This window comes from Aestuariibius sp. HNIBRBA575, assembly GCF_040932005.1.
Lineage (GTDB): Bacteria > Pseudomonadota > Alphaproteobacteria > Rhodobacterales > Rhodobacteraceae > CANLNM01.
In genome coordinates this window covers 246,293-265,906 of the sequence record NZ_CP162414.1, presented here as the reverse complement: position 1 = coordinate 265,906, position 19,614 = coordinate 246,293, and the positions used below count along the sequence as shown (strand labels likewise).

Annotated in this window: 20 protein-coding genes; 4 read left to right on the top strand and 16 right to left on the bottom strand. The window is 54.7% G+C overall.

Annotated elements, in window-relative coordinates; translation table 11 throughout:
* Positions 1-6: 6 nt before the first annotated feature.
* From AB1F12_RS01335 to AB1F12_RS01320, 4 genes are all read right to left on the bottom strand, one after another.
* Entirely contained in the window at positions 7-384 is a 378-nt protein-coding gene (locus AB1F12_RS01335) for a GFA family protein (protein WP_368186008.1), read from the bottom strand.
* A 1-nt stretch (position 385) separates the two neighbouring features.
* A complete protein-coding gene (locus AB1F12_RS01330) occupies positions 386-958 on the bottom strand; it encodes a helix-turn-helix domain-containing protein (protein WP_368186006.1) in 573 nt (190 codons plus the stop codon).
* A 170-nt stretch (positions 959-1,128) separates the two neighbouring features.
* Positions 1,129-1,575 (bottom strand): GAF domain-containing protein, encoded by a 447-nt coding sequence (locus AB1F12_RS01325; protein ID WP_368186005.1) that lies wholly within the window; start codon positions 1,573-1,575, stop codon positions 1,129-1,131.
* Positions 1,565-2,734 carry an acetyl-CoA C-acyltransferase gene (locus tag AB1F12_RS01320; RefSeq protein WP_368186003.1) on the bottom strand — a complete coding sequence of 390 codons (1,170 nt, stop codon included), beginning with the start codon at positions 2,732-2,734 and terminating at the stop codon, positions 1,565-1,567. Before AB1F12_RS01320 ends, AB1F12_RS01325 begins: the two co-directional genes overlap by 11 nt.
* A gap of 227 nt (positions 2,735-2,961) precedes the next feature.
* Between AB1F12_RS01320 and AB1F12_RS01315 the strand changes: the two genes are divergently transcribed.
* Complete coding sequence (locus tag AB1F12_RS01315; RefSeq protein ID WP_368186000.1) at positions 2,962-4,539, top strand: gamma-glutamyltransferase family protein; 1,578 nt, start codon at positions 2,962-2,964, stop codon at positions 4,537-4,539.
* A gap of 7 nt (positions 4,540-4,546) precedes the next feature.
* On the opposite strand, the gene hspQ is transcribed toward AB1F12_RS01315, so the two are convergent.
* Positions 4,547-4,873 (bottom strand): heat shock protein HspQ, encoded by a 327-nt coding sequence (gene hspQ, locus AB1F12_RS01310; RefSeq protein WP_368185998.1) that lies wholly within the window; start codon positions 4,871-4,873, stop codon positions 4,547-4,549.
* 227 nt (positions 4,874-5,100) lie between these two features.
* Between hspQ and AB1F12_RS01305 the strand changes: the two genes are divergently transcribed.
* The gene (locus tag AB1F12_RS01305; RefSeq protein WP_368185997.1) at positions 5,101-5,688 is read left to right on the top strand and encodes a lytic transglycosylase; all 588 of its coding nucleotides are present in this window, start codon (positions 5,101-5,103) and stop codon (positions 5,686-5,688) included.
* Between the two features lie 52 nt (positions 5,689-5,740).
* Here AB1F12_RS01305 and AB1F12_RS01300 read toward each other — a convergent pair whose 3' ends face one another.
* The 4 genes from AB1F12_RS01300 to AB1F12_RS01285 form a co-directional block, all read right to left on the bottom strand.
* Positions 5,741-6,355 (bottom strand): outer membrane lipoprotein carrier protein LolA, encoded by a 615-nt coding sequence (locus AB1F12_RS01300; protein WP_368185996.1) that lies wholly within the window; start codon positions 6,353-6,355, stop codon positions 5,741-5,743.
* A gap of 122 nt (positions 6,356-6,477) precedes the next feature.
* A complete protein-coding gene (locus AB1F12_RS01295) occupies positions 6,478-9,519 on the bottom strand; it encodes a DNA translocase FtsK 4TM domain-containing protein (RefSeq protein ID WP_368185994.1) in 3,042 nt (1,013 codons plus the stop codon).
* A 9-nt stretch (positions 9,520-9,528) separates the two neighbouring features.
* Positions 9,529-10,704, bottom strand: coding sequence for an aminotransferase class I/II-fold pyridoxal phosphate-dependent enzyme (locus tag AB1F12_RS01290; protein ID WP_368188211.1), 1,176 nt, complete (start codon positions 10,702-10,704; stop codon positions 9,529-9,531).
* 122 nt (positions 10,705-10,826) lie between these two features.
* On the bottom strand, positions 10,827-12,155 hold the full coding sequence (locus tag AB1F12_RS01285) for an amidase (RefSeq protein WP_368185992.1): 1,329 nt from the start codon (positions 12,153-12,155) through the stop codon (positions 10,827-10,829).
* A 91-nt stretch (positions 12,156-12,246) separates the two neighbouring features.
* Here AB1F12_RS01285 and AB1F12_RS01280 point away from each other — a divergent pair, with 91 nt between their 5' ends.
* Complete coding sequence (locus AB1F12_RS01280; protein WP_368185991.1) at positions 12,247-13,461, top strand: UbiH/UbiF/VisC/COQ6 family ubiquinone biosynthesis hydroxylase; 1,215 nt, start codon at positions 12,247-12,249, stop codon at positions 13,459-13,461.
* On the opposite strand, the gene AB1F12_RS01275 is transcribed toward AB1F12_RS01280, so the two are convergent.
* The 5 genes from AB1F12_RS01275 to AB1F12_RS01255 form a co-directional block, all read right to left on the bottom strand.
* Positions 13,354-13,719, bottom strand: a complete 366-nt coding sequence (locus AB1F12_RS01275; protein WP_368185989.1) for a hypothetical protein — start codon at positions 13,717-13,719, stop codon at positions 13,354-13,356. The two genes, AB1F12_RS01280 and AB1F12_RS01275, sit on opposite strands and share 108 nt — an antisense overlap.
* 78 nt (positions 13,720-13,797) lie before the next feature.
* Positions 13,798-13,950 carry a Trm112 family protein gene (locus AB1F12_RS01270; RefSeq protein WP_368188209.1) on the bottom strand — a complete coding sequence of 51 codons (153 nt, stop codon included), beginning with the start codon at positions 13,948-13,950 and terminating at the stop codon, positions 13,798-13,800.
* A 26-nt stretch (positions 13,951-13,976) separates the two neighbouring features.
* On the bottom strand, positions 13,977-14,609 hold the full coding sequence (locus AB1F12_RS01265) for an LON peptidase substrate-binding domain-containing protein (RefSeq protein WP_368185988.1): 633 nt from the start codon (positions 14,607-14,609) through the stop codon (positions 13,977-13,979).
* Between the two features lie 26 nt (positions 14,610-14,635).
* Positions 14,636-15,562: a tetratricopeptide repeat protein gene (locus tag AB1F12_RS01260; RefSeq protein ID WP_368185987.1), complete on the bottom strand. Its 927-nt coding sequence runs from the start codon at positions 15,560-15,562 to the stop codon at positions 14,636-14,638.
* 83 nt (positions 15,563-15,645) lie between these two features.
* The gene (locus AB1F12_RS01255) at positions 15,646-16,434 is read right to left on the bottom strand and encodes an exodeoxyribonuclease III (protein ID WP_368185986.1); all 789 of its coding nucleotides are present in this window, start codon (positions 16,432-16,434) and stop codon (positions 15,646-15,648) included.
* Positions 16,435-16,510: 76 nt separating this feature from the next.
* Between AB1F12_RS01255 and AB1F12_RS01250 the strand changes: the two genes are divergently transcribed.
* Positions 16,511-17,548: a hypothetical protein gene (locus tag AB1F12_RS01250; RefSeq protein WP_368185985.1), complete on the top strand. Its 1,038-nt coding sequence runs from the start codon at positions 16,511-16,513 to the stop codon at positions 17,546-17,548.
* 20 nt (positions 17,549-17,568) lie between these two features.
* Here the strand turns inward: AB1F12_RS01250 and AB1F12_RS01245 are convergent, their stop codons facing one another.
* The gene (locus tag AB1F12_RS01245; RefSeq protein ID WP_368185984.1) at positions 17,569-18,549 is read right to left on the bottom strand and encodes a zinc-dependent alcohol dehydrogenase family protein; all 981 of its coding nucleotides are present in this window, start codon (positions 18,547-18,549) and stop codon (positions 17,569-17,571) included.
* A gap of 223 nt (positions 18,550-18,772) precedes the next feature.
* Positions 18,773-19,459, bottom strand: coding sequence for a response regulator transcription factor (locus AB1F12_RS01240; protein WP_368185982.1), 687 nt, complete (start codon positions 19,457-19,459; stop codon positions 18,773-18,775).
* Positions 19,460-19,614: the final 155 nt, after the last annotated feature.

Sequence of the window (19,614 nt, the reverse complement as noted above, 5' to 3'; positions counted from 1 at the left end):
CTCCTGCTATTTCTGTTGCGGAACATCGTCCGCAATTTCGTAATAATCGCCTTTGTCAGCGACAAAGATATGTTTGGTCAGCGTCAGCCCGGTTGGCCCATCCAGGGCCCCAAGCGCGAAACTGATCATGTTTTCGTTATGGGCCTTCCAGAACAAATAGGCCCCGCAATCCGGGCAAATGCCGCGTTTTGCAGTGGGGCTGAGCGCGACCCATTTGACCGGCCCGGAAATCGTCAAATCATCAATGTCGACCTGCGCGGACGACCATGTGTGGCCCGACATTTTGCGACATTGGCCACAATGACAGACCGATGCCCCAACCGGAGTTGCGGCTGTTTCAAAGCTGATTTTTCTGCAGGCACAGCTGCCTTTCAACACCGCCATTTTAGTAGATCGGAGGCGCGATGACCCAAATCACCGTGCAGGCCTCTGGGTGGGGGTTGGACCAGCGATATCGCTGCCCCCGGATGCGAAAACTATCGCCCGGTGAAAGGTTAAATTCTACGTCATCGATCCACAGCGTCAGCTTGCCTCCGACCACATAACCGACCTCTTGGGTTGGGCGGGTCACGGCGTCATTCATCAACGCGCCGGGTTCAAACGTAGAATGTACCACCTCAAAATCATCGGTCAGATCCGGGGAAAGCAGTTCTTCGACCAGCCCGTCATCACGCGACCCAATTGGGCGACGCGACGATTTGCGAACAATCAAGCCGTCTTCGTTTGTTGGGGTTGATGAGGTGCGAAACAGGGACGAAACGGACACGTCCAGCGCCTTGGCCATGGCCCGCAGATCGCTGACAGATGGGTCAGACATTTCGCGTTCCACTTGGCTCAACCAGCCAACAGACCGCCCCAGGGATTCAGCCAAATCGGTGAGCGTGTAACCCCGCGCTTTGCGCAGAGCCCGCAAATCCGCGCCCAAGGTTTTCGGTTTTTCGAGTGGATCGTGTTTCATAATGACCGTGAAATTTGCTTCCCTAATTTCACGGTGTCACATTTTTATGAAATTTCAAAGAAAAATTTCACTCGCTCGGAACAGAAATTCACGCAAGGGAAGCTTTGACCCAAAAAGACCTGCCACACCCAAATGCGACAGGTCCCTTTCAATCAATGCAGGCACTTGTGTTAAAACGCTTTTTCTAGAATTGACTGCAACCCATCCACATCGTTTTGGTCAAACGCATCCGGTAGGTCGGAATCGATATCCAACACTCCAAGCAGCTCTCCTGCCCAGTTCCAAACCGGCAAAACCACTTCGCTCTGAGTCGTGCTGGAACAGGCAATATGGTCGCTGAATGCGTTCACATCCGCGACCAGTTGCACTTGGCCTGTGCGGGCGGCGGCCCCACAAACCCCGCGCGAAAACGGGATAGAAAGACACCCGTGTCCGCCCTGATAGGGCCCGATTTTCATCAGTTGCGGCGCAACCACACGGTAAAACCCGGTCCAATGAAACCGGTCATCCGCATGGTGCAATTCACAGGCGATGGTCGCCATAATTGACACGACATCATCCTCGCCCTCTGTCAGGGCAAGGATGGATTTCGTGACTTCGGGGTAATCAATCCGCATCTGGTCTCTCGATTGCGATGGCTGTGCCTTCGCCGCCACCGATACAAATCGCGGCCACACCGCGTTTCAATCCGCGTTTTTCCAACGCGTTCAGCAATGTCACAATGATTCGCGCCCCAGAGGCCCCAATCGGGTGACCCAATGCACAGGCCCCGCCATTGACGTTCACGATGTCTGGGCTGAGCCCCATTTCATGCATAAAGGCCATCGGCACCACGGCAAAGGCTTCGTTCACTTCCCACAGGTCCACGTCGTCTTTGGTCCAACCGATATTGTCCAACAGTTTCTGCGCGGCTGGAACCGGCGCGGTTGTGAACCAGCCGGGGGCTTGGGCGTGGCTGGCATGACCAACGATGGTCGCGCGCACAGGCAGACCGACCTCTTGGGCCGAGATGACCAAAGCCGCAGCACCATCTGAAATCGACGATGAATTCGCCGCCGTGACCGAACCATCCTTGCGGAATGCGGGTTTCAGCTGCGGAATTTTCTCGGGACGGGCCTTTTGGGGCTGTTCGTCCACGTTCACTTCGACGTCGCCTTGGCGAGTCTTATATGTCACCGCGGCAATTTCGCGATCAAACGCGTCACTGTCCTGCGCAGCACGCGCGCGGCTGAGGGACCGTAACGCATATTCGTCCTGCGCTTCGCGAGTGAATTGGAAATGCTCAGCGCAATCTTCGGCAAATGTGCCCATCAGGCGGCCTTTGTCATAGGCGTCCTCTAGCCCATCCAAAAACATGCTGTCCTGAACGTTTTGATGGCCAATCCGTGCGCCGTCCCGCATTTTGGGCAACAGATACGGCGCGTTGGTCATGCTTTCCATGCCGCCCGCGATCATCGTATCCGCGTGACCCAGTGCGATCTGGTCAAACGCCATCATTGCGGCCTTCATCCCGGAACCACACATCTTATTTAGTGTAGTGGCGGGCACATCTTCGCCCAGACCTCCGGCGAATCCGGCCTGACGTGCAGGTGCCTGGCCCTGCCCTGCTGGCAAAACACAGCCCATCAGCACTTCGTCAACGGTTTCAACTCCGGCTCCGGCCAATGCGGACCGAATGGCGGCCCCGCCCAGCTCTGCGGCTTCGATTCCCGCGAAATCCCCCTGAAATCCGCCCATTGGTGTGCGCGCTGCGCCTGAAATGACTACTTTTCTCATATTTCCCCCTCGAATTTGCGAATTGCCGCAAACTTGCCCTATTCACTCCATCTGGGTGCCCTGAATCAAGGGCACAAATGGTCTTGTAGCTGCAATATAGCTTCCCTCGGCGCCGTGCGTAACAGCCCCCACCCAGTGCACGGCGTCGAGGTCTATTAAATCCCCTTCAATGATTGAATTTCCCCACCAGACGCATAGGTTGTGTGTGATTTCTATGGGGACCCATCATGCACCAGTTCCAAACTCCGGGCCGATCTTCGGTTTTCGCCACCAATGGCATGTGCGCCACGTCGCATCCATTGGCATCCAAAGTGGCGGTGCAAATCCTTGAATCTGGTGGAAATGCCATGGATGCCGCCATTGCAGGTGCGGTTTTATTGGGGTTTTGTGAACCCCAGATGACGGGCATCGGCGGCGATCTGTTTGCGCTGATTTCCCCGGCAGGCAAGGATGACGTGGTTGCCCTGAACGGGTCTGGCCGCGCACCGGCAGGATTGAACGCACAATCATTGCGCGATCAAGGCCAAGACGTCATTGCCCCTTATTCGGCAACTGCGGTCACCATTCCGGGCGCAGTTGATGCATTTTGTCGCTTGTCCAAAGATTGGGGGCGTGTCGGTTTGGCAACATCTTTGGCCCCGGCGATCCATTATGCCGAGGCAGGCGTGCCCGTGGCCCCCCGAGTCGCTGCCGATTGGGGGCCGGGTGCCAACAATCTGTCTGGCATCGCGCGCGACACATTCATGATCAACGGCAATGCCCCCAAGGCTGGCCAAATTTTTCGCGCACCAAAACAGGCCGATGTGCTGCGCCGCATTGCGATGGACGGGCGCGACGCATTTTACGAAGGCGAAGTGGCCGAGGACATGGTGGCGTCACTGCGCGCAGCAGGCGGGTCCCACACTTTGGACGATTTTGCCGCCACGGCCTGTGAATACACCGATCCGATTTCTGGCAATTACGGCGATGTTGATCTGGTTGAACACCCACCCAACGGGCAAGGGGCGACCGCCATATTGCTGCTGAACATGTTGAAACAATTCAATATTTCCAACATGGATCCAAATGGTGCCGAACGGGTTCATATCGAAGCTGAGGCCACCAAACTGGCCTATGATGCGCGCAACCGGTTTGTTGCCGATATGGATCACATGACCCGCCTTGATCATATGGTGTCGATGGACACCGCTGAAAAGCTGGCTGGATTAATCGACCCAAAACGTGTGTTGCCCGCAGGTCTGCCCGGTGCGGAATCTGTGCACAAAGACACGATTTACATCACCGTGGTCGACAAAGATCGCATGGCCGTGTCGCTGATCTATTCAATCTTTCACAGCTTTGGGTCTGGCATCGCGTCGGATAAATTTGGCATCTTGTTTCAAAACCGCGGCGCAGGGTTCACCCTGCAACAGGGTCACGACAACGAAGCCGCCGCAGGCAAGCGTCCGATGCACACAATCATCCCCGGTATGTTAAAGAAAAATGGCCGGGTGATCATGCCGTTTGGCGTCATGGGCGGGCAATACCAGTCGACCGGGCATGCGCGTTTTGTGTCCAACCATGTTGATTTTGGGCTGTCCCCACAGGCCAATATCGATGCCCCGCGCAGCTTTGCCCAAGATAGCGTGCTGGATTTGGAATCCGGGTATAGCGACGACGTGGCCCAAAAACTGGTTGAGCTGGGGCATGACGTGCGGCGGCCCGATCTGGGTATCGGCGGTGCGCAATCCATCCAGATCAGGGATGATGGTATCCTAGAAGGCGGATCAGATCCGCGCAAAGACGGCTGTGCCTTGGGCTACTAAGCTGTTGTTAGTTCAGCTGAAAATGCAGCGGGTAACTGCCATCCTCAAACGGGCCAAACAGATCCTCTAGGTCCGGGTGATCCACGGGTTCGCCGGAATAATCCGCAACCAAATTCTGTTCGGACACATAAGCGACGTAATAGCTTTCGTCGTTTTCAGCCAACAGATGATAAAATGGTTGGTCTTTTTCAGGGCGCGCCTCTTCTGGGATGGATTCGTACCATTCGTCAGAATTGGAAAACATTGCATCCACGTCAAAAACCACCCCGCGAAAGGGATGTTTACGATGCCGGACAACCTGTCCGAGGAAGTATTTTGCACGTGTTTTCAACATATTCCATTCGTCCTTATCCCTGTTTACCCGGCCCGATGGGGAAAAGTCCACGTTTAGGGACCCGAATCACAGGAAACAGTTTGTGAACTTGACCGGTACAGTCCCAAATCAAAACCCCCAAAACAGCGCTTGATCACACTTTCGCTCATTTCAGGAAATCCATTTTCAGAGCACGAAAAATCAGCTATAATCGGGCTAATAAAAAACTAAATATGAGCGAGAGGCAGATGAGCAAACTCAATCTCGCGGTTCTGTTGGTCCTAATCTTGGGTAGCTGTGGCACCCGAGACAGTTCTGCGCCGCGCAATCTGGACAACGCCTGTTCAATTTTGACGGAACGCCCGAATTATGTGCGTGCTTTCCGCCAGACTGAACGCAAATGGGGTGTGCAAGCGCACGTTCTAATGGCGATGATCTATCAAGAAAGTAAATTTATTGCTGATAACCGTCCCCCGCATCGCTATGCGTTGGGGGTGATCCCAACCGGTCGACAAAGTTCGGCGCTGGGGTATTCTCAGGCATTGGATGGCACTTGGGAAGAATATCAACGCTACGAAGGCAGCCGGTCGTCCAGCCGTACAAATATCAATGACGCGCTGGATTTCATGGGCTGGTACATGACGCAAACCGTTGAAGAAACAGGGGTTCCTTTGACCGACACCCGCAATCAATATCTGGCCTACCACGAAGGGCGCACAGGGTATCTGCGGGGCTCATATCGGTCCAAGGGCTGGTTGGTTCGCATCGCGGGCGAAGTCGATGATCGCGCTGACATGTACGAAGCTCAGTTGGCCAATTGCCGCCGCTGGAGATAACAAAAAAGGGCGGTTTAACCCGCCCTTTTCATTTCCGAATTTTGAAATCTGATCAATTCTGCCAGTTGCGCATTTCGCGCTGGATGTTGAAATTGATGTCGCGAATATTGCCACCTTTGTCCAAATCACCGAGGATCAGCGTCGTTTGTGACCCCGTGTCATCGGTGATGATCCACTGGCGCAGCTCAGTCGGGTTGGCCGTGAACACCAATTGGATATTGCCGTATTCGGGGTGATCCGGGTCCTGTGCACGCACCGTGGTCGTGGTCCCATCTGACGTGTGACCTGTCACCATATTGGCGCGCGCCAGATCAACATTGTCGTCCAGGATAATGCTTAGCGGGGTTTCCCGCAGCGGATAACGCTGTGGCCCGGCATTGGAACGTGGATCAAACACGGCCAATTGCCCACCCGCCGCCAAAACCAGCGATTGTTCGGGTGGGTTATATTCAAACCGAATACGCCCCGGACGTTTGATCAGGATTTCCCCGGTCGCAATTGTCCCGTCTGCATTGATCTGGGTGAACTCGCCTTTGGCGGTGCCCAACCCATTCAGGTAACGTGAAATTTCGCTCAGCGGAATTTGCTGGGCATTGGACGGCGCTGCGGCTGCCAGTGCGGCCAGCAACATCGGGATCAGGAGTATCAGAAATCTAAACTTGCTCATGCATCTCACCTAGTTCTTAGGGCGCATGATTGCACCCCGCTGTGACATCACCAAGTCAGGATATCCCGAAGATAAGCGATATCGCGCCGCCCGTTATCCAATAACACGCTGTTTTTTGCGACTTATTGGATTTCTGGCACCAAAACATCGCGTTTGCCCACATGGTTGGCGGATGACACGACGCCTTCGTCTTCCATCTGTTCGACCAAACGCGCCGCTTTGTTATAGCCGATCGCCAATTTGCGCTGAATGTAAGACGTCGAACATTTGCGATCCCGCGCCACAATCTGCACCGCTTGATCATAAAGCGCGTCTTCGCCCGTGGTGTTACCACCCAGCCCCAGAACCGCGTCGATGTTGCTTTCTTTTTCATCCGAAGGCCCATCAACCACACCGGATTGATAATCAGGTGGACCGAATTGTTTGAGATAGGTCACGATTTCTTCGACTTCTTCATCGCTAACAAACGGCCCATGCACGCGGGTGATTTTTGCACCCCCCGCCATATAAAGCATATCGCCCATTCCCAACAATTGTTCAGCCCCCTGTTCGCCCAGAATGGTGCGGCTGTCGATTTTGCCGGTCACTTGGAACGAAATCCGGGTGGGGAAGTTGGCCTTGATTGTGCCGGTGATCACATCCACCGATGGGCGCTGTGTGGCCATGATGATGTGAATGCCAGACGCCCGCGCCATTTGCGCAAGCCGTTGAATACAGGCCTCAATCTCTTTGCCTGCGACCATCATCAGATCGGCCATTTCGTCTACAATCACGACGATATATGGCATTTTCTCTGGCATGATCTCTTCTGTTTCAAAGATCGGTTCGCCGGTATCATCCGCAAATCCGGTCTGAACCGTGCGGCTGAACGTTTCATTTTTTGCCAGAGCATCCGCGACGCGCCCGTTATAGCCTTCGATGTTACGCACGCCCATTTTGGACATTTTGCGATAGCGATCTTCCATTTCGCCCACGGTCCATTTCAACGCGACAACCGCCTTTTTCGGGTCGGTCACAACCGGGGACAACAGGTGCGGGATGCCGTCATAAACGGACAATTCCAACATTTTTGGATCGATCATGATCATCCGGCATTCATCCGGCGTCAGTTTATAGAGCAACGACAGGATCATGGTGTTGATGGCAACGGATTTACCGGACCCGGTGGTCCCGGCGATCAACAGGTGGGGCATTTTGGCCAAGTTCGCAACGACGGGATCGCCGCCGATGTCTTTGCCCAAGGCCAGTGGCAATTTATGGCTGCCATCGCCGTAATCCCGGTTCGACAGGATTTCACGGAACGATACCATTTCGCGTTTTTCGTTGGGCAATTCAATCCCAATCACAGACCGGCCCGGCACGGTGGACACCCGCGCCGACAACGCCGACATGGATCGCGCAATATCGTCGGCAAGGCCAATCACACGACTGGCCTTCAAACCCGGCGCTGGTTCCAGTTCATACATGGTCACAACGGGGCCGGGGCGCACGCTGACGATTTCGCCTTTGACGCCGTAATCATCCAGAACGGTTTCCAGCATCCGTGCGTTTTCTTCCAACGCTTCGTCGCTCAGCACATGGCGTTCGACCTCTGCCGGATTGGCCAACAGGCTTAGCGGTGGCACCTCATAAGACGTGTCGCGATCTTCAAATTGCAACGCAGGCTGGGCTTCGGCCTTGGCCTGAACGGATGGCTGAATTGGCTTTTTCACAGGATGCTGTACAACGCGACGATCCAAACCAGAATAGGCGGTTTGCGCCGGGGCCGTCACAGGAGCAGCCGCAGGGGTTACAGCCGGTTTCGGAGCCAGATCATAAGCAACTGGCGAAGGGGTCGGCGCGGGTTGTGGCGCCACGTCTTGGGGGATGGATTCCTGTGCCAATGGCGCTTCAAAGGCCGGGACATCCACCATGGGTGCTTCGACCATTGGGGCCTGCGCCATTGCCGGATCCGCATATAATTGTGGTTCAGCGGGCAAACCAGCCTGCGGGTTGCTAGTGTCCAAAATCAGCGGTTGCGGGCCACGTTTGCGCAGCAGCGTCGCCTGAGGTTTGGTCACCATGGGCGACCGTACACGGGCTTTGATCACGTCAGAAATCTTGGCTTTGATCCGGTCATCACTGGCCGCGGGCATGTCTGTTTCGATCAATTCCGGCTCAACCAATTCCGGCGCTGGCAACGGATCGGCCCGTTTCAACAAGGATGGCATACGTGACAGCAATCCGCCACGCGGCTCTGACTCTGGCTCTGCCTCGGTGTGATAAACATTTGGTTCGGCGCGCAATTCGGCCTGCATTGGCGCGTAATCATGTGTTTCGGTCTGCGCGACGGGTGCGGATTGCGCTGCCATATTGGCGCGCACGATATTGGCCACACGCTGCGTTTCGGTCGGCTCGGGAACAGCGTCATAGGCCACTGCCTCAGCTTCGGCCTCTGCGCGTTCTGCCCGCGCTTTTTCGCGACGATCCGCGATATTGGCCTGCATGCCTTGTGCTGCACGCATGGATGCCGACGCGCCCTGCCCCAACATTTGCAGCAACATCGAATACAACATCACCACGCCAAGCGCCATAAAACGGCCGCCGACCTTTAATTCGCGCATAGTAAATCCAAGCACAAACGTGCCCATGGCCAAAATGCCAACGCCCATCACCAAGGACATCAATTTCACGCCAAACGTGACCTTAAACGGAATGATTGTCAGGATCACGCCCAACACCGTTTCCCCAAACAATCCACCAAGCCCAAAGGAGTGGCTCCAATCTGATCCCGGAGTCAGGGACGCGGCATAAACAGACCCAAATGCGATGGCGATCGGAAAGAAGATCAACCGTTCCAGCGCCCGTTCTTCGCCGCGATGCAACACCATACGCAGACCCCATGCGCCCATGATGATGGCCAAACCCCAGGACCCCAGACCGATAATGGCGATCAATGACGCGGAAATAGACGCCCCTGTGCGCCCCATTGCGTTTTGAACCGGCGTATCCGATGCGGTGACCCATGACGGATCATCCGGCGAATAGCTGCTCAGCATCAGGGCGACGATGGCCGCCAACAGGATCAGAAACAGGCCGATCAACTCTTTGCCGCGCTTTTCCAACGCGGCCTGGGTTGTGCTGTCAAACAATGGATCGCGCTGACGGGATTGGTACAAAGCCATCTTCTTTCCTCAATTATACAAACAGTTACGGATCAGGGTCAGTCCGCGCTGTGTTTCTTCTTTTGGGGCCACAAGTGCGACCCGGATATAGCCGGCGCCGGGGTTTTCCCCGTTCACGTCACGACTAAGATACGCGCCCGGCAGAACACGAACGCCCGTTTCCTGCCAAAGCTTTAGAGCTGCGGCTTCGCCGTCTTTGACGGGCAGCCACAGGAAAAATCCAGCCTCAGGCGAGGCATAGCCGGGAACATCGGCGAAAATTTTGTCCGCCAGATCGAATTTTTCGGCATAAAGCGCGCGATTTTCGATCACATGGGTTTCGTCGCCCCATGCCTTGGCGGCGACGTGTTGCAATGGCAACGGCAGTGGCGCACCCGCATAGGCCCGCAATTGACGCATGCGCGCGATGCTTTGGGGGCCACCTGCGGCAAATCCGGACCGCAATCCGGGCAAATTCGACCGTTTTGACAGGGAATGAAACACCACAACACGTTCTGGATCCGCACCCATTTCCTGCGCAATTTCCAATGCACCAGCGGGGGGGGAATCCCGGTAAATTTCAGAATAACATTCATCGGCGAAAATACGGAAATCGTGTTTTTCAGCCAGCGTGATCAAATTGGTCCAGTAGTCCCGCCCCGCAACCGCGCCCTGCGGATTGGCGGGGGAACAGATATAGGCAATCGTCGTGCGGTTCAGGATGTCCTCAGGCAAGGATGCATAATCCGGCAGATGCCCGGTCTGTGCGGTTGCGGGCACAAAAACCGGCTCTGCGTTCACAGAAATCGCCCCGATGGCGTAGACCTGATAAAACGGATTGGGCATCAAAACGACAGGCTGTTGCCCGTTCTTTACCTCAGGACACAGCGCCATGGACGCGTTGTACAACCCTTCGCGGGTGCCGTTCAACGCGAGGATTTGGTCCCCTTTTAGGGTCACCCCATAGCGCCCTGCAACCCAACCGGCGATCGCGGCCAACAGGTCAGGCGCGCCTTCATTTGTTGGGTATTTTCCGAATTCTGACAGCGTTTGGTTGATCACATCCCCAACAAAAGCAGGGAACGCATGACGCGGCTCGCCGATGGTCATGGCAATGACCTCTCCGCCGGGCGCATGTGCGTCCAGCAGATTCCGCAGGCGCGGAAACGCATAGGCCGGTAGGTTCGAAAACCGCTCGGGGTAGATCATAACTGCCTCAATTCACGGGATCATTGACGTCCCATTTGCACCCAGATTAGCCCGGTGAGACGGCAAGTGTCCAGAAAAACGGCAATTTTTTGGCACGCTGCGCACGAGGATTGTGGCATTTAGGCCAAAGCACGCTCTGCCGCGGCACCGATCCTCAGCAAACGCTCTTCGGTTCCGGGGGCTGAATTGAACAAAATCCCGCTTGATGGGACGTTGGTTGGCAGGCTCAGTCCGCATAATCCAAACAAGTTTCCGACGCGGGTATTGCGCAGCGCCATCAAATTGGAATGCACGTAATATTCCGCATCTTCCATCAGGCGTTTGACATTCGGCGGCAGAATGGGCGCGGTCGGAAAAATCACCGCATCATAGCCGCGCGTTGCAGACAAATATTGCGCCCGCAAGTCGTGCAAATACCGCCAAGTGGTCAAATAATCATGCGCCGCGACCTCTTTGCCGGCCCACACACGTTCCAAAATCGGGGGATACATTTTTTCGGGATGGGACTCGACCAAATCGCGCCATGCTGAATAGGCGTCTGCGGTAAATAACGGCCCGCCAATTGCCAGCGCATCCTCGATCACTGGCACTGCGCGTCGCTCGATTATGGCACCTGCCGCTTCAAGCTTTTGAACCGCCCAATCGAACCCCTTTTGTGGCCCCTCTTGGACCTCGTCCAAAACCAACGTTTCCGGGATCAAAAACCGCATGCCTTCTAGGTCAACACCCCCCAAATCAATCGCGCGTATCCCTTCTAACGCGGCCAATGACGCCGCCGCGTCTTCGACGTTTCGACATAGCGGCCCGACCGTATCAAAGGTTTTGCACAACGGCACAACACCCTTTAATGACAATCGGCCATGGGTGGTTTTCAACCCGACCAAATCGTTCCAAGCGGCCGGAATGCGCACAGAACCACCCGTATCGGACCCAATCGCCAAAGGCGCCAACCCAAAGGCCACAGACGCAGCCGCCCCGGACGAGGACCCACCGGGAACGGCATCGGAATCATTCACGTTGGGAGAGGTCGCCGTGATTGGGTTCAACCCCAGACCGGAAAAGGCGATTTCCGACATGTGGGTTTTTCCCAAACAAACCAACCCCATAGATGTCGCGGTTTGTAAAACATGCGCATCCTTGGATGGCACGCGCCCCTTCAAAAGAGCCGTGCCTGCCTCTGTCGCTGTGCCGCTGGTATCGAACAAATCTTTCCAGCATACGGGAACGCCATCCAGTTCGGACAATCGTTGCCCCTTTTTCGCTCGCTCAGAGGCGGCCTTGGCCTCAAACATTGCGCGATCTGGGGTCGTGCGCGCATAGATTTGCGGACCTGCCGGATGGGCGTGGATTGCATCCAGATAGACCGCGGCCAAATCCACCGGATCGATGTCGCCACGCGCAATGCCGCGGCCCAATTCCGCCGCCCCTGCCCAAAGCCAGTCCTGCATGGTTTGCCCTTCCTTTTTGTCAGGCCCTTTTTGTCAGGGTAGCGGCACCAAGCCCCATGGACAATCCCATCAATCCCCCCATATTTGCGTCATGGAAAACAAATGCGATATCGCCATTATTGGGGGCGGCCTGAACGGTCCAGCACTCGCGCTTGCGCTGGCTAAAACCGGGTTTTCAGTCACGGTCATCGACGCTTTGCCTGTGGATCAGCGTTCTGATCCGGGGTTTGACGGGCGCGCCTATGCATTGGCGCTTGCCTCGCAACGCTTGCTTCGAAATGTGGGTGTGTGGACGGATTTGGCCGATCAATCTCAGCCGATGTACGAAATCAAAGTGACGGATGGCCGCGCCGGAGAAGGGGCAAGCCCTTGGATGCTTCACTTTGATCACGCTGAGATCGAAGAAGGGCCAATGGGCTATATGGTCGAAGATCGATATTTGCGACGCGCATTCCTAAAGGCGATGCAAGCGGAGCCAAATATCACGCAGCTGTCCAGTGAAACTGTTATTTCGCAATCAGTTACGCATAATACTGTCACAATTTCGCTCGCTTCGGGTGCAAATGTTACGGCGCAATTGGCCATCGGATGCGATGGGCGAAACAGCGGAACCGCGACCCGCAGTGGCATTGGGCGCAAAGGGTGGGATTATGGCCAAACCGCCGTCACCTGCGCAATTGCACATGAACATCCTCACCAAGGGATAGCGCATCAATTCTTTATGCCCGCCGGTCCATTGGCGATTTTGCCGCTGCCAGGTAACGTCTCCTCCATTGTTTGGAGCGAAACCCACGCCCGCGCGGCAGAGTTAATGGCAATGAATGAAGGCACATTTCTTGAAGCATTGCGCCCCGCATTTGGGTCATTTCTCGGGGATATTCAGCTGGCAAGCACCCGGTTTTCTTATCCTCTGAATCTGACACTTGCTGATCGTTTTATCGATGACAGGATTGCGTTGGTTGGCGATGCGGCCCATGGCATGCATCCAATTGCGGGTCAGGGGCTAAACGCCGGATTGCGGGATGTCGGTGCCTTGGCAGAGGTGCTAAGCGCCGCACGTGCCCGTGGCGAAGACATTGGAAACAAACAGGTTTTGCGTCGCTACCAACAATGGCGTCGGTTCGATACTGCATCACTGGCCCTGGCGACAGATACCTTTAATAAACTGTTTTCCAACGATAATCCCGTGCTGCGCGGATTAAGAGATTTCGGCCTGAGCGCGGTCAACGCTGTTCCGGGATTGCGCCGCAATTTTATCCGTGAAGCTGCCGGTCTGACAGGTGATTTGCCGCGCCTTATGCGGTGAAACACCTACAATCGGACGCAAGACAACAACATCGGTGAAATCAGTGCGCCAATGTTGCGGGTCATTTAGAACGGCATCAGGTAGCAATTCTTTGACAAAAACCTGCTTTTCTTCTAGCTGCACTTCCGCTTGAACATATCGCCCCAGAACCTCAAGCTCACCGCGTTTGAATCCACATTCAAGTTCGGTTTTACGCAATTGCAGTTTCTGCATTTCAGCCCGAATCTGAGCCAATTCATCCGCAGGTGATAGGTCCATCCGAAATCTCCTTATCATTGGAACATGATAGGAACACATGGTGAACAAAAAATTAAAGGCACCACATTTTCTGGGCCGTTAGTCCAGTTTTCGGGCCTCATCGACCAACATAATTGGGATGCCACCGCGGATCGGAAAGGCCAAATGCGCCGCCTTGCTAACCAATTCCTGATTTTGCGCATCATAGGTCAGGGGCGCATGCGTTTGGGGGCAAATCAGGGCTTCCAACATTTTGGGATCAAATTCGGTCACATCGGTCACTGCATCACCTCTTCGTTGCGCCCATTCATTAACGCGAATTCTATCAACGTCACAAGGGTTTCACGCCTTTTTTGCAACGTCTTTGTTTCCAACAACGCCTGTTTGTCTTCGTTTGATAATGGCAACAACATGGATAGTGAATTGATCACCATTTCGGGATCGGCATCCTTTAGGTTTTCCCAATCAGCCGATATGTTTTTGACCGCTAAAAACCGTTTTAACAACGTCATGAATGTTTCAAAATCAAACCCTGGGTCACGTTCTGGTTCGCCCAAATCCTGCGGGAAGTCACGCCAGATCACTTTGGCACGTCGATACGGCGTAAAGCCTTCTATTTCTTCATCAATTTGATAACGGCTAATCCCGGTCAGCGTGATCATATAACGCCCATCCTCGGTTTCCGAGAATGACGTGACACGCCCCGCACAGCCCGTCGATCGCAAGGCCCCATGCGCGTCTTGGGGTTGAATCAGCCCAATCATCCGATTTTGCGTCTTAAACGTATCGTCCAGCATCGCCAGATATCGAGGTTCAAACACGTGCAAGGGAAGCCGCGCCCGCGGTAGCAAAAGCGCCCCGGGCAACGGAAAGATCGGCAGAACATCCGGCAGATCAGCTGCGTGCATCATAGACCGAATATAGCGCAAACTTTGGGTTAGACAAAGATCAACGACGACAATTTACGACGACCGTTCAAAACGATCGGATCATTGGCGGGCAATGCATCGAAAATCGTGAACAATTGCGTCTTGGCCGCGCCATCATTCCAGTCGCGATCAACGCGAAAACTGTCCAGCAGCGCGTCAACGGCACCTTGTGCATCCCCGGATGCGTGCAGCGCAGAAGACAGGTCAAACAGCGCCTGAAGATCCGTTGGATTGGCCTCAACTGCGGCGCGCAATTCGGCAACCGGCCCGGCATCTGCCGCCTGTTTTGCCAATGCAATTTGCGCATATACCGCTTCAATTTCAGGGGCTTCGCTGATGTCAGCAGGAACACCATTCAGCACGGCTTCGGCTTGGTCCACTTGGTCCAGTGCCAGATAGGATCGTGCCAAACCGGAATAGGCCAGTGCGCTGTTTGGGTCTTCTTCTAACACAGCCGCAAAGGTTTCGACCGCGTCTTCTGCTTCGCCTTCGGCCAGCATGGTTTCGGCGGCTTCTAATGCGTCGGCCAGACCGCCATCTGCCTCGCCCCCGCCTAGAACCGCCAGTTTACCGACAAATTCATCCAACTGGGATTGCGGCAATGCGCCCTGAAACATGTCCGCGATTTGGCCTTCAAAGAACGCAACAACCGTCGGAATAGACTGCATGGGCAGGCCCTGTTGCGCCAGCATTTGCACCAATTGCTGGTTTTGATCGACGTCGATCTTGACCATTTTGACCGCGCCCTTGGCTTTGGTCACCGCCGCCTCAAGAGCAGGGCCAAGCGTTTTACACGGGCCACACCATGGCGCCCAGAAATCCACAATCACCGGGACTGTTTTGGACGCTTCTACAACATCCGCCATAAAGGTGTCTTGTGTGCCGTCTTTGATCAGGTCCGCAGCAGGCGCAGCATTTGCATTCAATTCGAGCATATCAGCCCCCATTCATTCCGTTTTGCCCTATATGGGCGGTCTGACCCGGTTGGAAAAGGGCCAAGTCGCGTCAGATCATTGGATCAGACGTCAAATTCAGCAAAAACCGGCGCGTGATCGCTGGGCTTTTCGTAGCCACGCACATGGCGTAGCACACGGCTGTTATGCCCAGCATTGGAAATATCGGGCGTCGCCCAGACATGATCCAACCGGCGGCCTTTGTCGGAATCGTCCCAGTTTGGTGACCGATAGGACCACCAGCTATAAAGCGGGCCTTCGGGGATATCCTGACGGGTGATATCGACCCATTTTCCGGCCTCCATCACGTCATTTAGATGGTCCACCTCAATTGGGGTGTGGCTGACAACTTTGAGCAATTGTTTATGGGACCAAACATCGTCTTCGCGTGGGGCAATGTTCAAATCCCCGACCAGAATGGATTTTTGCGGTGCATTATTGGCAAAATGGTCGCGCATATCCGTCAGATAATCCAGTTTCTGGCCGAATTTTTCGTTGACCTCACGGTCTGCTTTGTCACCGCCTGCGGGCACATAGAAATTGTGGATCGTGACCCCGTTTTCCAGCTGCCCTGCAATGTGACGCGCATGACCTAAATCGGCAAAATCAAAGGCATCTACCTCTTTGATCGGCAATTTCGACAGGATCGCAACGCCATTATAGCCCTTTTGCCCCCGTGCCACCATGTGGGTATAGCCAAGCTCAGCAAAGGTTTCGCGCGGGATTTTATCAACCGGGCTTTTGCATTCTTGCAGGCACAAAACGTCTGGCGTTTCCTCGCGCATCAATTGCGCAACCAGCGGTTCACGCAAACGGACAGAGTTGATATTCCAGGTGGCAAGAGTGAATGACATTTTTGGCGCTCCGTATACTCAGGCCGACATTAGTGTTAGGTTTTTGCAATTGCTATAGAGGTTAGAATTTATCGTCATGTTCCGGATTATTGCCCAAATTACAGCCCTGTTTTCCACTCTGTGTTTGCTTGGAACCCCTAATGTTTCGCAGGCGCAGGGCATTCAGGGGGAATACCTGATCAGGACGCGGGTCCATAACCCTGACATTGTTGTACCGCGACTGGTTCACCTAACCATATCCGCCGACAGTACAAAAGTTGCAATTGTCCCATATTTCTCACCTGACTATGACCTGTGTGAGCAAACGAATTGGTGCCGGATCTATTGGGACGGGCTAACGCTGGATACCCGGATCGAAGGCAAAACATTTCATATCGATGGCCAGACCAACACCGCTGACGATTACCCGTCGGATTGGCGTGTTCGTGGTGGTCCGTTTGACGAACAGATTTTCGTAATCGGCCCCATTTTGTTTGCACTGAACAACACGCAACTTAGTGTGCATGCTGATGGGACCTTGGAATTTTCTGGTGGGCTTGAATCGATCATCGCCTATCCCTTAACCCAAACTGATCTGTTTCGCGTCCGGTCCATTCCCCTCATTTTTGAAACCTCCGCGTCATTGATGAATAATTGCCATGTCCAATCTTATTGGGAACATGTTGTCGCCTCTGGGGGGCAATCAAAGTTCCTAAGCGCGCTGGATTATGCGGTTTATATCCAAGACCTATACGACGCAGAGCAACAGCAACCACGACCCGACTATGATGCATTGTCAGAGGCGGAACAGGATGAATTGCGCCGATCCCAAGGTGCGCAACGTGTCGCAACATTAGCAAGCAATGTCAGTATGTTGCGTACGATCCCGGTGGATGAAATCACACATGCTGCGATCACAGATTTTTTGTTTGAAATAATCGGCCCGTCATCGAAATTATCACGTGAAGACGTCGCTGACATCGTCAATGCGCGGGGCGATGGGGTGCTGCATCTGAACGAATACCAAACTCGAATTGGCGAATTTGTCACGACGACATTCGAAAATGGCGGGGATGATTCCGATATTCGTGCCGCTATCTGCGCCGACATCACATTGGGGCTTGGCACGGAATAACCCACGCCAAGCCGGATCATTTATCCGTTCGGGGCGATTAGGATTTTTCCCGAACGGTTTGGTTTTGCAGCATGTTCCATGGCCGTATGGATATCGTCCAACCCATAGACCGCTTCGACCGGGGCGGTGATGGCACCGGTTGCGATACGGGTGATCAAGTTGCTGAACACGTCAATTTTGCGGGCCTGATCCGCCACGCCGAACCAACGCGCCAGCCAGAAACCACGCACCTGAATGTCGCGGAAAATCGTCGCCTGCGGGGACACTTGCGCCGCCTCACCCGACAATGCGCCATAGGACACCATGGTGCCGCCATTGCTCAGCAGATCTGCCATCCGCGCAAAGAGCGCCCCACTGACCGCATCAATCCCCAGCCGGATTTTGCCGTCGCCCACGGCCGCACGAATGTCAGCTTCCATGTTGGGGCCATCCAGCACCACCACGTCAGCGCCCAATTGCTGCAATGGGGCGATTGCATCCTCTCGGCGCACGATATTGATGGTTCTGATCCCGCGCTCTTTGGCCAATTGCACCACATAGCCGCCAACTGCGGAATTGGCGGCCGATTGAATGATCCAATCCCCGGCCTGCAGATCAACGAAATCATCCAGCAACAAATAAGCTGTGGGCGGGTTGATGGTGATCATCGACAATTGATCCAGATCCGCCTCAGGCAGCGGGATCAAGCCCAGCGCAGGTGCATCGATCTGTTGCTGCCAGACGCCAATTCCGGCCGGGATCATCACAATTTGGTCGATTTTCAGGCCTTGAACATCCTCTGCCATGTCGACGATCCGACCGATACCTTCGTTGCCCGGGGTCGCAGGCAGGGGCGGTTTCACCCCATATTGCCCCGCGATTTGAAGCAAATCAGACGGGTTGATCGGGCTGCGCATTACGTCAATCCGAACCTGTCCAGGGTCGAGCGGGCCGCGCGTTACATCCAGGACCGAAACCACGTCGGCAGGATGCCCGAATTCGGAATACACAACACGTTTCATACATCATCTTTCTGATTGTTCCGTCGATAGATGAGGATCACCGCAACAAACGTAAAGACAGGGATGCCCGTTCCGTCAGGTCACATAAAAAAACCCCGGCGCGAAGCCGGGGCAAGTCCAACAGGGAGGTGATGTCCTATGCCCATCAACATGGACCCCCGACATCTGGGGCTTGGGGGAATCATGGGGCGCAACGCCCCATGTTCAAATGCGGTCGCTCAGATCAGGCGACCAACCGATAGCCACCGCTTTCGGTGACCAACAGGCGTGCATTGGATGGATCAGGTTCGATTTTCTGACGCAGACGATAGATATGGGTTTCCAATGTGTGGGTTGTCACCCCCGCATTGTAACCCCAGACTTCGTGTAGCAGCACATCACGGGCAACAACCCGTTCCGTCGCGCGATACAGGAACTTCAGAATATTGGTTTCTTTTTCGGTCAGGCGCACCTTTTTGTCGTCTTCGGTGACCAGCAATTTCTGCGCAGGCTGGAACGTATAGGGCCCCAACTGAAACACAGCGTCTTCGCTTTGTTCATGGGTGCGCAGCTGGGCGCGGATCCGGGCCAGCAGCACCGGGAATTTGAACGGTTTTGGCACGTAATCATTGGCGCCGGCATCCAGACCCAGAATGGTGTCGCTGTCACTGTCATGACCCGTCAGCATCACAATCGGGCATTTCACGCCCTGTTTGCGCATCAACCGGCACAATTCGCGGCCATCCGTATCGGGCAGGCCCACATCGAGGATCACCAGATCATACAGGCCCTCTTTGGCTTTGGTCATGGCTTCGGAGCCATTTGCGGCCTCAAAGACATCAAAGTCTTCGGTCATAATCAGCTGTTCACTGAGCGCTTCGCGCAGGTCATCGTCATCATCAACCAAAAGTATTTTTCTGAGCTGTGCCATGGGCATCCTCCAATTCGCTTGCACTAGACATGTGACGCGATCACGGCTGCGGCAAGGATTGCTGCAATTTGCTCACGGCCTCGTGTGGTCTGCGTGGGTTTTGTTTCACTTTTAGACAGAAAAGAGTATCTGAAAGGTTCAAATCAGGCGGAGCA